This window comes from Mucilaginibacter aureus (assembly GCF_053514885.1).
This window is the reverse complement of record NZ_CP170601.1, coordinates 4,255,644-4,271,178: the sequence shown is the minus strand read 5'-3', so window position 1 is coordinate 4,271,178 and position 15,535 is coordinate 4,255,644. Positions and strand designations below refer to the sequence as shown.

At 43.6% G+C, this 15,535-nt stretch carries 18 protein-coding genes; 7 read left to right on the top strand and 11 right to left on the bottom strand.

Features of this window, described 5'->3' with window-relative positions:
• Positions 1–112: 112 nt before the first annotated feature.
• Complete coding sequence (locus tag ACFGVR_RS18215; RefSeq protein ID WP_448698809.1) at positions 113–1,543, top strand: hypothetical protein; 1,431 nt, start codon at positions 113–115, stop codon at positions 1,541–1,543.
• A 494-nt stretch (positions 1,544–2,037) separates the two neighbouring features.
• Here ACFGVR_RS18215 and ACFGVR_RS18210 read toward each other — a convergent pair whose 3' ends face one another.
• Both ACFGVR_RS18210 and ACFGVR_RS18205 read right to left on the bottom strand, forming a co-directional pair.
• Positions 2,038–2,181, bottom strand: a complete 144-nt coding sequence (locus ACFGVR_RS18210) for a hypothetical protein (protein WP_448698807.1) — start codon at positions 2,179–2,181, stop codon at positions 2,038–2,040.
• Between the two features lie 450 nt (positions 2,182–2,631).
• On the bottom strand, positions 2,632–3,036 hold the full coding sequence (locus ACFGVR_RS18205) for a DUF6855 family protein (RefSeq protein ID WP_448698806.1): 405 nt from the start codon (positions 3,034–3,036) through the stop codon (positions 2,632–2,634).
• A 258-nt stretch (positions 3,037–3,294) separates the two neighbouring features.
• Between ACFGVR_RS18205 and ACFGVR_RS18200 the strand changes: the two genes are divergently transcribed.
• The 3 genes from ACFGVR_RS18200 to ACFGVR_RS18190 all read left to right on the top strand — a co-directional run bounded on the left by ACFGVR_RS18200 (position 3,295) and on the right by ACFGVR_RS18190 (position 6,145).
• Positions 3,295–3,825, top strand: coding sequence for a nucleotide exchange factor GrpE (locus ACFGVR_RS18200; protein ID WP_448698805.1), 531 nt, complete (start codon positions 3,295–3,297; stop codon positions 3,823–3,825).
• Between the two features lie 107 nt (positions 3,826–3,932).
• A complete protein-coding gene (gene dnaJ / locus ACFGVR_RS18195; RefSeq protein WP_448698804.1) occupies positions 3,933–5,093 on the top strand; it encodes a molecular chaperone DnaJ in 1,161 nt (386 codons plus the stop codon).
• A gap of 110 nt (positions 5,094–5,203) precedes the next feature.
• Entirely contained in the window at positions 5,204–6,145 is a 942-nt protein-coding gene (locus ACFGVR_RS18190; protein WP_448698803.1) for a Ppx/GppA phosphatase family protein, read from the top strand.
• On the opposite strand, the gene ACFGVR_RS18185 is transcribed toward ACFGVR_RS18190, so the two are convergent.
• From ACFGVR_RS18185 to ACFGVR_RS18165, 5 genes are all read right to left on the bottom strand, one after another.
• Entirely contained in the window at positions 6,131–6,712 is a 582-nt protein-coding gene (locus tag ACFGVR_RS18185) for a Maf family nucleotide pyrophosphatase (RefSeq protein WP_448698802.1), read from the bottom strand. The two genes, ACFGVR_RS18190 and ACFGVR_RS18185, sit on opposite strands and share 15 nt — an antisense overlap.
• Positions 6,713–6,788: 76 nt before the next feature.
• Complete coding sequence (locus tag ACFGVR_RS18180; RefSeq protein ID WP_448698801.1) at positions 6,789–7,301, bottom strand: KdsC family phosphatase; 513 nt, start codon at positions 7,299–7,301, stop codon at positions 6,789–6,791.
• Between the two features lie 91 nt (positions 7,302–7,392).
• Positions 7,393–7,635, bottom strand: coding sequence for a Fe-S cluster assembly protein IscX (gene iscX / locus ACFGVR_RS18175; protein ID WP_448698799.1), 243 nt, complete (start codon positions 7,633–7,635; stop codon positions 7,393–7,395).
• Between the two features lie 22 nt (positions 7,636–7,657).
• The gene (locus ACFGVR_RS18170; RefSeq protein WP_448698798.1) at positions 7,658–7,990 is read right to left on the bottom strand and encodes a 2Fe-2S iron-sulfur cluster-binding protein; all 333 of its coding nucleotides are present in this window, start codon (positions 7,988–7,990) and stop codon (positions 7,658–7,660) included.
• A 20-nt stretch (positions 7,991–8,010) separates the two neighbouring features.
• Complete coding sequence (locus ACFGVR_RS18165; protein ID WP_448698797.1) at positions 8,011–8,781, bottom strand: Rossmann-like and DUF2520 domain-containing protein; 771 nt, start codon at positions 8,779–8,781, stop codon at positions 8,011–8,013.
• A gap of 129 nt (positions 8,782–8,910) precedes the next feature.
• On the opposite strand from ACFGVR_RS18165, the gene ACFGVR_RS18160 reads away from it, so the two are divergent.
• Together ACFGVR_RS18160 and ACFGVR_RS18155 are read left to right on the top strand one after the other, a co-directional pair.
• Positions 8,911–9,936: a N(4)-(beta-N-acetylglucosaminyl)-L-asparaginase gene (locus ACFGVR_RS18160; RefSeq protein WP_448698796.1), complete on the top strand. Its 1,026-nt coding sequence runs from the start codon at positions 8,911–8,913 to the stop codon at positions 9,934–9,936.
• A gap of 29 nt (positions 9,937–9,965) precedes the next feature.
• Positions 9,966–10,706 (top strand): copper homeostasis protein CutC, encoded by a 741-nt coding sequence (locus tag ACFGVR_RS18155; protein WP_448698795.1) that lies wholly within the window; start codon positions 9,966–9,968, stop codon positions 10,704–10,706.
• Between the two features lie 8 nt (positions 10,707–10,714).
• On the opposite strand, the gene ACFGVR_RS18150 is transcribed toward ACFGVR_RS18155, so the two are convergent.
• Complete coding sequence (locus ACFGVR_RS18150) at positions 10,715–11,344, bottom strand: MgtC/SapB family protein (RefSeq protein ID WP_448698794.1); 630 nt, start codon at positions 11,342–11,344, stop codon at positions 10,715–10,717.
• A 92-nt stretch (positions 11,345–11,436) separates the two neighbouring features.
• Between ACFGVR_RS18150 and ACFGVR_RS18145 the strand changes: the two genes are divergently transcribed.
• Positions 11,437–13,482 (top strand): M13 family metallopeptidase, encoded by a 2,046-nt coding sequence (locus tag ACFGVR_RS18145; RefSeq protein ID WP_448698793.1) that lies wholly within the window; start codon positions 11,437–11,439, stop codon positions 13,480–13,482.
• 76 nt (positions 13,483–13,558) lie between these two features.
• On the opposite strand, the gene ACFGVR_RS18140 is transcribed toward ACFGVR_RS18145, so the two are convergent.
• The 3 genes from ACFGVR_RS18140 to ACFGVR_RS18130 form a co-directional block, all read right to left on the bottom strand.
• Positions 13,559–14,236, bottom strand: a complete 678-nt coding sequence (locus ACFGVR_RS18140; RefSeq protein ID WP_448698792.1) for a lipid-binding SYLF domain-containing protein — start codon at positions 14,234–14,236, stop codon at positions 13,559–13,561.
• 89 nt (positions 14,237–14,325) lie between these two features.
• Complete coding sequence (locus ACFGVR_RS18135) at positions 14,326–14,709, bottom strand: SRPBCC domain-containing protein (protein WP_448698791.1); 384 nt, start codon at positions 14,707–14,709, stop codon at positions 14,326–14,328.
• Between the two features lie 32 nt (positions 14,710–14,741).
• Positions 14,742–15,530 carry a DUF4249 family protein gene (locus tag ACFGVR_RS18130; RefSeq protein ID WP_448698790.1) on the bottom strand — a complete coding sequence of 263 codons (789 nt, stop codon included), beginning with the start codon at positions 15,528–15,530 and terminating at the stop codon, positions 14,742–14,744.
• Positions 15,531–15,535: the final 5 nt, after the last annotated feature.

Below are 15,535 nucleotides of genomic sequence, written 5' to 3'. Positions count from 1 at the left end.
CTACTCAGCGATCATTTTACTGCAAAAAATATCTATTAAATGTAAAATATATTAAAATAAAAATACTTTTTATATATTTAATACCAATTAACACCTTAAAAATCTTATCATTATGAAAAAGTACTTATTGTATTTAACATTGCTGCTTGCAGTAGTATTTATGTTTAACAGGTGCAGCAATAGTTCGAAAAAAGGCGTTGCATCTGGTTTTAATATTAGCCTTAGCGACACCATCCCTTCGGACCTGCATGCCGCAGCAAGCGACAGCGACCTTGCAGCCTTTGCCTGGAACGAGTTTTTGGCGCTGAACTGGAAATCGTCGTACAGCAAAGATAGTTTACGCGACCACCCCGACACTACCTGGAATTATGGCAGCGATACTACTGCGGCTTACCCCGACCATGTTGTATGGGAAACCTATGCGCACCGGAGTGAATTCAGACCTTATAGCGATTCGATACAAAATTTCAACAAGCAGCCGCATTATAGCTACGGTATAAGCCTGGCACGGTTAAACAATGCCAGTTATACGCTTTTTGATAACCTGGACGAGGCGAGCGAGATCGGCTCGTGCAACTTGTTTGCGCACACTAATCAATACCAAAAACAATATCAGGTGCTTTACCAGGCTAAGGTTAACAAAGTAGAGTATAATTATGTGGCCGCTAACTTTAAAACTGCAGCAGCCTTGCAAAACGCCAACAAATTAGCCGCAGCAAACGATTCGCTTATCTCGACAGACCCCTGCAATATGCAAAAGGTAAATGGCGCCGTGTGCCTGCCATGTGGTACGCTTGGCACTAAAATGGAAGGTGCCGTTGAGGTAAAAACAGCATGGCGGCAGTTGTTACCAGGTGAGGACAGTAGCAGGTTTTTTATGCGTAACGTTATTGTTTATAAAGGCGGTGGTAATGGCAAGGCTTATTATGAGAACAAAAAGTACGCTTTAATAGGCCTGCACATCATACATAAAACCAAAAACTATCCTGCATTTATTTTTGCCACTTTTGAGCACGTAAACGTGGTTGCCGACAGCATGAGCTACCAGGTACTGCAACCCGTGCCCAGCAAAAACCTGGTGCCTGCCAAAAGGCTACACCCTATCACTGCCATTGCCGATAGCGCTACGGCCTACGCTCATCGCCTGATCAAACAAAAAAATCCGAAGTCGATATGGAAATATTACCGCCTGGTAGGTGTACAGGGAACGCCGGTAAACTATACCAATGCCGGCAATGATCCCAATTTCTTCCTGGCTAATTTTGTGGTTGAAACCGACTCAACCCTGGCCAATTTTAATGGCAGTAGCATTAAATACCCGCATGATCACAACCCGAATTTGTTTTATAAAGGTGTGCCTTTAAGCATGGGCGGCTGCCAGGGCTGTCACGGTGTTGCACAAAGATTCGGCGGCAATTCGTCGTTCCTGATGATAACGCCTAAAGTTGGTAACCCCGAATACCCAGCTGATACTTCGGGTGCGAAGTTTAGAAAATTAGTGATGATGACACATGATCTGATGATCAAAAATAAAAAGCATTGACAATCTTTTCGATGCAGGGTCGTATTTAAGAGACCCGATAGAACTTTATCCAAACGTCCGGTCTATATGTCCCTGTTGCACAATAAAGGTTAGGGGCTAAAGTTAACGGGCAAATAACCAAAGGGTTATTTGCCCGTTTCTGTTAAAGTAGTTGTAATAATGATTAGCCCTGCTATTCGAAGTCTCTGACTTCGGATGAATATGTATGTAGTCTGAAGACTACTGGGCATATAGGTTCGAAGCCTGGAGACTTCGAACAGCAGAGTTGGATTTCAAATCAAATTTAACAGTGTTAAATTATTTAATTATACCAAGTACTTAGCATTTCCAGTCATTAAGGCATTTAAAAGGGCATTTAAACGTTTAAATGATCTTAAATTTAATACTGTTAAATTATTTAACGGTATTAAAATAACGTAAAACAGTTAATAATCAGGGTGTGATTTTCTCAGTTATCCGAAGTCGGAGACTTCGAACAGCAGAGTCACAAGTCATCAGCCCGCAAACAACCGCACAAGACTTGCGCCATTATAGGTGATATTCTCTTGCTTATCCCACCAAAAAACCGTATATTTATACAATTCAGCCGGGTTTCGGCTAAACAGTTCTTTGATCTCATCGCACAAAAAAAGAGACATCGGTATACCGATGTGATACCTATGTGTTTCATCGGTGTTTAAGATACAAAAAGCTCAAATTCTGGCTTTAAATGAGATTTTCGATAAAAAACACGTAAAAATACCGAAGAATACCTATGTGTTTTTTGTGGCGTTTAAACCCAAAACCATGTTAAGCACCCGTTACAAGCGAGCGTAGATAAGGACGAGGTGGGTATACCCACCTCATACCCACCCTGTTTGGTGGGTGTAAAAAGCCATAAAAGCACCTTACAGCGTTTAAACAGGGATATTGCCTGATTTTTCATTAAAAATACCGACAAATACCCACCCTGAAAAAGATTCAGGAGGCAAGAATCAAGATGGAAATTGTGAAAATACCCTATATACCTATGTTTTTTTGAGTTTGAATGATTGAATTAGCCGGATCATCATAAAGCCGAAATCAAATCCCGGGATATTGCATGACGCTCACCTGGCTTTCATTTTATTGTTCTTTGCATCGTGGGTAAGCTCGGCCAGGCCAAGTACTTCCATCAAAGGCGGTACATAAACGCCAAAACGGCCGCGCAGGCCCTTCTTCAGGCCGTACCAGCCGCCAACAGGGTTACCGGTATCGCGGCCCCAGGCTTCAACGGTTCCGGCTTTGGCTTCCTTTTGTTCGTCGGCACCACCAAGGTCCATCCAGTCGCCGTGCTGCTTAAGCATCTGGTGCAGGTCGTCCAGACAGCGGGCATCATACAGCAGGGTTGTTTTGCCTCCCACGCATACAATTACTTCTTTGCCGCCTTTTACATCTCTGTACATTTCGTATTCGGATGTTCCGGGAGGAGTGGTTAATTTCCAGGGGTTTGCTTTTGTGCCTTGAGGTTCCATTGGGTAATAATTTGAGTTAAAGATAATGGATCGGTATCGCAAATATACCCTGACGCAAAAATTTAATAAACCTGTCAGGGTTACTGCCAACAGCCGTTAACCGGACAGAATGTTTCACAAAAATGGCGCTACGCTGACAGCTTGTCGCGATTTGAACAATGGCAAGGTAGTTGATTTGCCCGATGTAATTATGAATTTTAACGACATGTTAAAGAAAAAAAGAAGGAGCACGAAGCTCCCGAAAATGCGAATGAAATTATGAGTGAGATACAGGATGTAAACGACGCGCAGGAACCATTAAAGGTTGATGAGGATAATCAGGAACAAACAGAAGCTCAACCATCTGCAGAAGAGAAACTGAAGGAAGAGTTAAAAGAGGCCAATGACAAATATCTGCGCCTGTACGCCGAGTTTGATAATTTTCGTCGCCGTACAGCAAAAGAGCGGCAGGAAATATTATTGAGCGGCGGCAAAGACGTTTTGACGGCGTTATTGCCTGTACTTGATGATTTTGACCGGGCACTAAAAGCCATGGAAACCGCCACTGATATTATCTCTGTTAAAGAAGGTGTGGCGCTTGTGCAAAACAAGTTGAAGCACATTTTAACCGGCAAAGGCGTAAAAGAAATGCAAACCAAGGGTGAAACCTTTGATGCTGATATACACGAAGCCATCACTAATATACCTGCCGGAGACGACATGAAGGGTAAAGTGGTTGATGAACTGGAAAAAGGTTATTTTTTAAATGATAAAGTTATACGCTTTGCAAAAGTGGTAGTTGGAGGATAAGTTATTAGTTATTTAGTTATTAGGTTATTAAGTGGCACAAAACTTATCAGAACAACCTAATAACCAATAACCCAATAACTCAATAACATATAATACTTAACAAATACATGTCAAAAAGAGATTATTACGACGTACTGGGTATACCTAAAGGTTCATCGGCAGATGAGGTAAAAAAGGCGTACCGTAAAATGGCGATCAAATATCACCCGGATAAAAACCCGGATGATAAGCAGGCCGAAGAAAATTTTAAGGAAGCTGCTGAAGCCTATGAGGTATTGAGTAATGCTGATAAACGTGCACGTTATGACCAATACGGCCATGCTGCCAATGCGTCATCTGCCAATGGCGGTGGTTATGGCGGCGGCATGAATATGGATGACATATTCAGTCAGTTTGGTGATATTTTTGGCGGCGGCAGTCCGTTTGACGGCTTTTTTGGTGGTGGCCAGCAACGCGGCGGCGGTGGCAGGCGCGTAAGCAAAGGCAGTAACCTGCGTATCAAAGTACGTTTGAGCCTGGAAGAAATTGCCAATGGCGCCGAAAAGAAGATCAAAGTAAATAAGCAAGTGCTTTGCGGTACCTGCGATGGTACAGGCGCGAAGGATAAATCATCGTTTCAAACCTGTAAAACCTGCGGCGGCCAGGGCGCTGTTCGCCGGGTAACCAATACCATACTGGGCCAGATGCAAACTACCAGCACCTGCCCTACCTGTAACGGCGAAGGCACACAAATAACTGCTAAATGCAGCGTTTGCCATGGCGATGGTGTGGTACGAGGCGAGGAAACCATTACCATTAACATCCCGGCCGGTGTGAGCGAAGGTATGCAACTGAGCATGGGCGGCAAAGGTAACGCTGCCCCACGTGGCGGAGTGCCGGGCGACCTGATCATCCTGATAGAAGAAATACCGCACGAAACTTTAAAACGTGATGGTAATAACGTGATCTATGACCTGCACATCAGCTTTGTTGATGCGGCATTGGGTACAAGTATTGAAGTACCTACCATTGACGGCAAGGCCAAGATCAAGATAGACCCTGGAACACAAGGCGGACGTATACTACGCTTAAAAGGCAAAGGCGTACCCGAAGTGAACAGCTATCAGCGTGGTGATCAACTGGTGCATATCAATATCTGGACACCAAAGGCACTAAGCCGCGAAGAGCGCGATCTGCTAGAAAAACTACAGCACTCGCCTAACTTTAAACCTAACCCGGGCAAAAATGAAAAGAGCTTTTTTGAACGGATGAAGGAGTATTTTGAGTAAGAGTCGAGAAACAAGAGTCAAGAATTAAGATAAGAAAGCCCAAAATGATTATGTTTTTGGGCTTTTGTAATTTTTTAAAACCTTTACGGTGATTTTTAATTTATAGCTGCATGAGCAACCGCATAGCCGTAATGGATCTTGGCACAAACACCTTTCATTTACTTATTGCGGAAGCCGAAAACGGTATTACCCGCGAGGTTTACCACATACAGGAGCCGGTAAAATTAGGCGAAGGCGGCATTAATAAAGGTTTTATTCAGCCGGCAGCATTTGAACGGGGTATCAAAGCCATGCAGAAATTCGGTGAGCAAGTTAAGGCTAACCGTGCAGGTATAATAAAATGTATGGCCACCTCCATGCTGCGCAATGCGGCAAACGGGCAACAGTTTATCGACGAGGTAAAAGCTCAAACCAGTATTGAGATCGAGCTGATAGACGGCCAGCAGGAAGCCGCCTATATTTACGAGGGCGTTAAGGCTTCGGGGTGTCTTTCGGCAAGTACTTCGCTCATTATGGATATCGGTGGTGGCAGTATCGAGTTTATTTTGTGTACCGATACGGGGATACTGTGGAAGCAAAGTTTTGAAATAGGCGCTGCGCGGATGATGGACAAATTTCACCGCATCGACCCGATAACACCTGAATGCATCTGCGATTTACATCAGTACCTCGAAGAAACCCTATCCGACCTGTTTAACGCAGTTGAGGCCACTCCTATCGAAAAACTGATCGGTTCGGCCGGTGCCTTTGAAACCTTTGCCGAAGTGATCGAGCTGCAAAACCAACGCAAGTTTGATGCAAAACAAACCCATAGCTATGATTTCGACCTGAGCGATTTTATGGATGCCACAAATCTGATCATCCATTCAAACCACCAGGAACGGGCACAAATGAAAGGCGTTATCCCGTTGCGCGTGGATATGATCGTGGTAGCATCGCTGATTACACGGTTTGTGATGGATAAGCTGAAGATCAGCAACGTGGGGATGTCGACTTATTCGTTAAAAGAAGGTGTAATGGCAAGTCTGGTTAAAGAGTTACCCCAACTTTAGCAATTGCTGGTATAATTTTTCGGTGGGCAGGCCAACCACGTTCGTATAAGAACCATCTATTCTTTCGATGCCTACCAATCCTATCCACTCTTGTATGCCATATGAGCCGGCTTTATCCAGTGGCTGATATTTCTCAACGTAATAGGTGATCTCTTCATCGGTAAGTACCCTGAAAAGCACATCCGATACATCGTAAAACAAATTATACCGCTGGTTATATAAGATACAAACGCCGGTAATTACCTGGTGCTTACGTCCCGATAAAGTTTGCAGCATGGCTATGGCATGTTCGGGGGTTTCGGGTTTACCCAGTATCTGGTCGTCAATGCTCACTATGGTATCGGCTGTAACCACTGCCTCGCCTTCAACCATCTCGTCAAAAGCATGGCATTTTTTTTCGGCAATGTGTAAGGCAATCTCTATAGGGCTTAAGCCATCGGGGTATGATTCATCAACTTCTTTCAGCACCACCCTAAAGTCGATGTTCATCAGCTTTAAAAGCTCTTGCCTGCGTGGCGATTTTGATGCGAGAATTACTTTGGGAAGGTTCATTTGTTCATTGGTCATTTGTTCATTAAGTTGTGACGTCCGAATATAACAAAGCGATAAGACAAATGAACTATTGAACTAATGAGCCAATGAACTATATGCTCATTGCATTACTGCTCATCCATTTGCCCTGTATCTTCAATACTTTTTCCACCACATCGCGCACGCAACCGCGCCCGCCTACTAATGGCGAAACATATTGAGCTACTGCTTTAACCTCTTCAGCTGCATCGGCCGGGCAGGTTGGCAGGCCCACCTGTTTCATGATGTCGATATCCGGGATATCATCACCCATGTATAAAATTGTGTCAGGCTCAATGCCTTTGCCGGCGATATAGCTTTTAAACAAATCGATTTTAGTATGTGCCCCTAAATAAACATTAGTGACACCCAAACTGTTTAACCGGAGCCTCACTCCTTCGGATTTTGCACCCGTTATTGCACACACCTGGTAGCCGCATTTAACAGCCAACTGTAAAGCATAACCATCCCTGGTATTAAATGTACGGCATTGATCGCCACCTTCGGTAACAAACACGGAGCCATCGGTTAATACACCGTCTACATCAAAGATAAAGGTGGTAATTTGCTTGAGCTTGTTTAGCATATAATCAGGAGTTAAGAATCGAGAGTTAAGACAAAAAATCAACACTTATTTAAAAATCTTGATTCCTGATTCTTATTTCTTGCATCTGTTCTTACTGGTTATCTCTCCACTCGTAAACCCAGGCCGATTGTATTTGTTCCAAATGGCCTTCGGTGCTTTGTTCGCGGGTACCGGCAAAATTAGGCAGGCTCAATATCCAGTCTAACAAATCGGTAAAACGGATGCGGTATATTTTCGACTCGTCAAAATCGTCGCCAAACTTTTCGTAAAGGCCCATAGCAATATCTTCGTGATCGGCCCAATATATCGGGAGTTCAAATTTTGTGTGATCCATAAATTGTAGATTGATTTATAAATTAATGCCCCATAAATTGCGACTGATCTGGAATAGTAACGGCGATATCACCATCTATAACCACACACTGGCAACCTAATCTCGAGGTAATACGTGGGTTAACGGCGCGGTCGATAAAATCTTCTTCTTTGTCAGATATTTCCTGGATGTTATCCATTCCATCAGTAACATAAACATGGCAGGTGCTGCAGCCGCAAACGCCGCCGCAGTTATGTTGTAATTCAATTCCGTTTTCAAGGCAAACATCCAATACCGATTCGCCTTCTGCTATGGGCAGCTCAACCGGATCATGATCCTTTTCCTCGAAATTTATCTTTAGTGTAAAAACGTTCATTTGATGCAAAAGTAACAAAATTACTTATCGCCATTAAGGTCATTATCCATTTTGATAATACACTGACTAAGGGTTTTGTAAATATGCTGCAATACAGGCTGCTCATTCAATAATTCCAGGTGGTTATCCATCGTTTTCTGATCACGGCGAACGGCTGGTCCGGTTTGTACATTGGCAGGCAGGTTTTGCTGCACCTTTTCTGCTGTTTCCAGGATAAGCGGGCGCAACAGGTTAAAGTCGAGCTGATGATCTGCCAATAATCCTTGTGCCATAGCATACAACGCATTAGGGAAATTACAAGCAAAAACAGCAGCCAGATGCAATATTTTACGCTGTCCGGAATTAACACACGACACCTTATTGCTAATGGTACGGCCTAATTCTTCTAATAACTCGGTAATCTGCTCATTGCTGCCCTCAATACACAAAGGCACCTGTCTAAAGTCAACTTCCTTTGTTTTACTAAAGGTTTGCAGCGGGTAAAAAACGCCTGTATTGGTACCCGGTAATAATGCCGTTGCGCCCGACGTATGGACGATAAGTTTTTGATGCGGAGCTAATTTGGCGGCTATTTCTTCAATCACATCATCCTTTACCGAAACAATAAAAATATCTGTGTGCTGATCGATAGCACTCAGATCATCAATAGCTGCGGCGCCAACGTGGTAAGCCAACAACACGGCATTTTGATAGTTGGGGCTATAAACCTGTATAATTTTGTGCCCGGCATTTTTTAAGGCTGCTGCCAGATGTGTGGCTACGTTGCCCGAACCGATAAGGGTAATACGCATATCCGGCAAATTTAGCAGAAATTTACCTTACGGGGATTTGCTGAAACCCTGCATCACAAAATAATTACTTTAAAAAGCATCTTCTTTAAAATATTCGTCCTATTTTCACAAAAACTGACCCGATATTCCATGTATAACCGCCGTAAATTCATCAAGAGTTCAGCTTTCGGTGCTTCGTTAGCCGCTTTATCAACCCAAAGCTTTGCACGTGCGTTAAGCGATACTACTGTAGAACGATCAACTTTACCTGTAGTGATCTCAACCTGGAACTTTGGTGTTGCGGCGAACAAGGAAGCCTGGAAAATTTTATCCAAAGGTGGTAACGCGCTTGATGCTGTTGAAGCCGGCGCCAGAATACCTGAAGCCGACCTGCACAACCACAGTGTTGGCAAGGCCGGTTACCCCGACCGCGACGGGCATGTTACTTTAGATGCCTGTATTATGGACGATAAGGGTAATTGCGGATCGGTAGCCGGCATGGAATATATTGCCCACCCCATATCAGTTGCCCGTTTGGTGATGGAAAAAACACCGCATGTAATGCTGGTTGGCGATGGAGCTACCCAGTTTGCCGTTGAACAGGGTTTTAAAAAAGAAAAACTATTAACGCCCGAATCAGAAAAGGCCTGGAAACAATGGCTCAAAACAGCTCAATACAAACCCGAGATCAATACAGAAAACAAATTATATAACCCCGATACAGCACCTGGCAGTAAAGGCAATCATGATACCATTGGTATGCTGGCCATAGATGCTAAGGGAAATATCAGCGGCGCCTGTACAACCAGCGGCATGGCCTGGAAAATACACGGCCGTGTTGGCGATAGCCCTATAATTGGAGCAGGATTGTACGTTGATAACGAGGTTGGCGCCGCTACATCTACCGGGGTTGGCGAAGAGGTGATACGCAACGTAGGCAGCTTTTTAGTTGTCGAACTAATGCGCCAGGGTTATACGCCCGAAGATGCCTGTAAAGAAGCCGTAAGGCGCATTATCAAAAAGAAACCTGATACCGCCAAAGAAATACAGGTTGGCTTTTTAGCGATCAATAAAAAAGGCGAATACGGTGCTTATGCTATTCAAAAAGGTTTCTCGTTTGCAGTTTGCAATGCCCAGAAACAGGATATATTGATTGACGGAAACAGTTTTTATTAAATTTTGGAAAAGATCAGTATATTTAACTGATGATCAGTATCGAAGTTTGCGCCAATTCCGTCACATCAGCTATAGCCGCACAAAACGGAGGCGCAATCCGGATTGAGCTCTGTGATAACCTGCAAGAAGGTGGTACCACGCCATCGCACGGTCAGTTTGCGCTTACCAAAAAATCTTTATCTATTCCCGTCTATCCGTTGATACGGCCACGGAGTGGCGACTTTTGTTATTCGGATGCCGAGTTTGAGGTAATCAAGGCTGATATTGCCCATTTTATTACTAATGGCTGCGATGGTATCGTGATCGGTATCTTAAAAAAAGATGGCACCGTTGATAAAGAGCGTTGTGCCGACTTGGTTAATATGGCTAAAACAGCAGGTATCAGCGTTACCTTTCATCGTGCTTTTGATATGTGCCGCGATCATTTCGCAGCTTTGGAAGACATTATTGCCATTGGCTGCGATCGGATACTCACCTCTGGCGGCAAAAGCTCAGCAATGGAAGGAGCCAGTGTAATATCCCATTTAATTACGGTCGCTCAAAATCGCATTAATATTATGCCAGGCAGCGGCATTAACGAACATAACATTGCTGACCTTATCCATTTTACCGGTGCTACAGAGTTTCATTCCACAGCAAAAACAAGGATCGACAGCCCGATGGAATACCGCAATGACCATATTTTGCTGAATGGTTTTGGTGAGCAATTTACTTTAGAATTTACCGATAGCGAAAGGGTAAAAACCTTACTTGCATTGGCAAACGGATAAAGCCGATCTTACCAGGTAAACGAGTAAACCCGCGATTCATTTTTAAGCCACTGGTTAAACTTATCCATGTTAACCTCTTTACCGGTCAGGTCGAACTCAAAACTGGTTTGCTGCCCCACACGGGTCTCTTTAAAATAATGTGTGGTTAGCTTCCATTCATTTAACTTTCCGGTAAACTCTTCCGCACTAAACTCACCTTTAAAATTGATCACATAATCCCGGTGCTGGAAGCGGCTGTCTATCCAGTTTTGGATATATTGTAGCGCATATAAAATAACCAGAGAAATGGCCAGTGTGATTAACGAAAGCCAATATTCGCCTATGCCTATCAGCATACCCAGGGCAGCGGCTATCCAGATAGTGGCAGCCGTGGTAATACCCGACACTGAACCGTTATTACGAAAAATAACTCCTGCACCCAAAAAGCCAACACCTGTAATAATGTTTGCGGCTACCCTGTCACGGTTAACATCAATACCTAATTTGTACGAACAAATGGTAAAAATGGTAGCGCCAACGCAGATCAATGCCAGTGTGCGGAAACCCGCAGGCTTGCGCCTGATCTCGCGCTCCAGCCCTACAAGGCAGCCCACAACAGCCGATAAAACAATCTTTAAAATCTCATCGCCATATATCATCTTACAATATTACCAATTTTAACAGCAAGTTAACTTTCGCATAAACAAATGCCGTAAAATTTATTATGTTTGAATATAGTATAACTGATTTCATGAAACACTTTAACATTAAACTGCTTACAGCAGGCGTACTGGCTTTGTCGGTATACGGCGTGGCAAATGCGCAAACTCATCCCGCAAACGACCCTGTTTATCAAAATCTTGACAAATCCATTAGTCCCGGGGCCGATTTTTTTAAATACGCCAATGGTGGCTGGATAGGTAAAAACCCTATCCCTCCTGCCTATTCAAGCTGGGGTATCGGCAATGTAGTTGGCGAAGACATTCGTACCCGTCTTCAAAAAATCAACGAAGATGCCATGAAGGCCAATGCACCTAAGGGCACAAGCACTCAAAAGATCGGCGATTTTTATTACAGCGGACTTGATTCTGCCGGTATAGAAAAACTGGGGATCAACGCGCTTAAAGAACCATTGAACAAGATCGATCAGATTACCGATGTAAATAGCCTGTTGGATGTTACGGCTTATTTAAGCACCGTGGGTGCACGTACTTTTATTGGCGCAGGCGTTGGCCAGGATGATAAAAACAGCTCGAAAATGATGCTGCAATTAAATCAGACAGGCCTGGGTTTACCTAACCGCGATTATTACTTTAAAACAGATGCCCGCACAGTAAAAATACGCAACGAATATCAAGCCAATTACCTGCCTAACATGCTTAAACTTTCGGGATTAAGCGATGAGCAGGCTAAAAACGATGCCAAAAGCGTATATGCTATCGAAAAATCGTTAGCCGACAGCAGCCGCAAACTGGAGGATCTGCGCGACCCTTATCGCAACTATAATAAAATGACGGTTGCCCAATTTAACAAGCTTACACCCAATATCGATTGGAATAAAGTATTCGCCAAAATGGGTATGCCTTATGTGGATAGCGTGATCATCGGTCAGCCGGAATATTATAAAGCGGTTAGTAAAGGCTTAACCACATTTGCTGTCGCCGATTGGAAAGCTTACCTGCGCTGGAAACTGATTTCGTCGTACGCGCCATATTTAAACAATGCCATCGGTGCCGAAAGTTTCCATTTTACCGGCACTATCCTACGCGGACAAAAACAACAACTCCCCCGCTGGAAACGTGTTTTAGATACAGAAAACGGCCTTATGGGCGAACTGCTCGGCCAGTTATTTGTTAAAGAGTATTTCCCCGAAAAGGCAAAAGCACGTTATGTAGCCCTGGTTGAAGCCATCCGCGAATCGTACAAAGAGCATATTGAAAAACTGGATTGGATGAGTCCTGAAACCAAACAAAAGGCTTTATTGAAATTAAGCACTATTCATCCAAAAGTGGGTTACCCCGATAAATGGAAAGATTTTTCAAACCTGGAGATCGACCGTACCTCGTACACCGCAAACGTTATGCGCGCAAGGCACTGGCAATATCTCACCAATATCAACAAGCTGGGCAAACCGGTTGATCATGCCGAATGGAACATGACCCCGCAAACATACAATGCCAACTACAGCCCGTCGAACAATGAGATCACCTTACCTGCGGCTCAATTTATTGTACCCGGCATTAAAGACGAAGATATTGACGATGCTGTGGTTTACGGTTACGCGGCGGCATCAACCATTGGCCACGAAATTACCCACGGCTTTGATGACGAAGGCCGCCAGTACGATGAAAAAGGTAACTTAAAGGGATGGTGGACCGCCGAAGATTCGGTTAAGTTTACCAAACGCGCACAAATGCTTGTTAACCAGTTTAACAGCTACAAAATACTGGATAGCCTGCATGTTAACGGGCAAGCCAGCCTAGGCGAAAACATTGCCGACCTTGGGGGGATAGTTTTAGGTTTGGATGCCTTTAAAAAGACTCAGCAATACAAAGAGGGTAAAACCATTAACGGCTTAACGCCAATGCAGCGTTTCTTTTTAGGGTATGCATTAGGCTGGTTAGGCCACCAGCGCGATGAGGCCCTGGCCCAGCAATTAGCTACTGATGTGCATGCACCGGGCTTTTTACGGGTAAATGCGCCGTTTTCTGATGTGCCTGAGTTCTATAAAACTTTCAATGTCAAAAAAGGTGACGCAATGTGGATCGACCCTGATCAACGGGTTAAGATCTGGTAATCACGAAACTACTGATACCTAAAACAAATGCCCCAATGAAATTCGTTGGGGCATTTGTTTTTAAGAGTTATTGCAATCAGAGGCTCTCAAGCGTCACTTTTAAGTTTTTAACCGGGGTTGATGTATTTTTAACCTCGGCAAATATGGCAGCCGAACCAGAATTTTTTCCGTAAAAATTGGTGTTTGATGTTTGATCAACCGAAAGTGATGCACCGTTTAAAGTGATGCCGGCAAACAAACCCCGGCTACGCGAATAACTGTACACTTCGGCTTGAAATTTATAGTCGGTGTTGGCCGTTGAACTACGTCCCACAGGTCCTGCCGCTGCTGATATATCCCCGCCAAGAGTAAAGCTCCCTTTACCAATATTGGCTAACGTTTCATCGTGTTTAAACACCAATACCAGATCAACGGATTGCACACCTACCTGTAAACCAAAACTACCGCCGGTAAGTGTAACAAAAACAGGATCACTCCATTTGCCGTTGGCATCTTTCACCATGGCAATGCCTTTACCGCGTTTACCGCCAACAACAAAGCCGGCATTAATTAATTTGGGGATAATAATAATACCATGGGTATTTTCGAGCAACTGGTGCGGTATGCTCTCTTTCATTTTGCCAAACTCGCGCAATACTATAGTTGCATCGTTTATTTTGTTTTCTTCTTTAAGCTGGGCCTGCGCGGATGTAAAAAACAACCCGGTGGCAAGCAGTACCAGGGCAGTTAATTTAAAAAATCTCAGAGTTTTCATAGGATGGTTTTTAAGTAGATCTTAATAATAGCTTTACACTATCATTAAATCTTAACAAAAACCAGGGCCTACTGTTTTGAATAGATTGGTTAAAAGGCGTCAAAAAAATCAATAACGGAGCCAAAGTATGCGTTATCCCAGCCTTCGGCAATGTCGTTAAAATCCTCATCGGGGATATTGGTATGGCGTAGCTCTGCCGAGGTTCCGTCTTTATGAGGGTGAAGAATTATGGTAACGATCGAATCATCAGGGTTATCACCAAAATACCATTGTTGCACTATTTTTTTGCCTTCAATAAATTCGAGGTTTTTGCCCGTAATGCTTCCTTCCCACATGGAAAATTCACTCCCCGGTTCAGTGCTCATTACGGCTTCTTCGCCTGTCCACAGTTGTATACTTAACGGATTGGTTAACGTGGTATAAACCTCCTCGGGTGATGCCGATATGATATAATATTTTTTTAAATTCTTCATTTGTAAGGCAAATATAAAACCTTATTTAAACACTAAGGTATAATTATGCTTTTGCGTTGCAGGGTATGGGCGCTAAAATACCCTAAGGCCCCACCGGTAATATTAGAGGGAGGATTGGATGGTGTTGCGGAATTTTGGGGAGAATTGCCGCTCTGGCTACTCAAGGTGTTCCAATAATTGTATATACCAGGATCAATACATTCCATATCTACATCTACCTTATCTCCTTTTTTTACCTCAATATCCTGCTGATAAAGTGTACTTGATATAGAACGGCCATTACTTAGCAGGTCATTATCTACAAATATCCGCTTAACCTGTACACCATTTACATACATAATAAACCTGTATTGGTTGGCTATTGAACCCGGATCCACGTAGTTAACTACTGTAGTTATCAGGTTTTTATTACCGATGGCCTGGCTCACCAGGGTAAGCGAATCAAGATTGACCGGAAACTGCATGGTTGAACCGGCGTAATATGATTTTCCGTCAACCTTAACAGTTAACAAATAAAGGGTTAAAGGCTTTGATTTAAAGTTGCCTATCGTATACGTTCCGGGTTGTGTTTCGGTAAATTTATAGGTTGTATTGGCATCGGTTACGATAACGTTTGCACCCGACACTGCGGGAAAAACATTGGTATTTCCGTATGGTACGGACCGTGATATGGTAATTGTTTGTAAACCTTGATGATCTGTGAGGTTACCCTCGATAACTAATTGTGGCGACGCGTTGCCCACGTCGACATTAATAACCTTTTGGCAGGACAGTAATCCTGAAAGAATAAATACAATCGCTATTAAAGTCCTGATTTTCATTACTC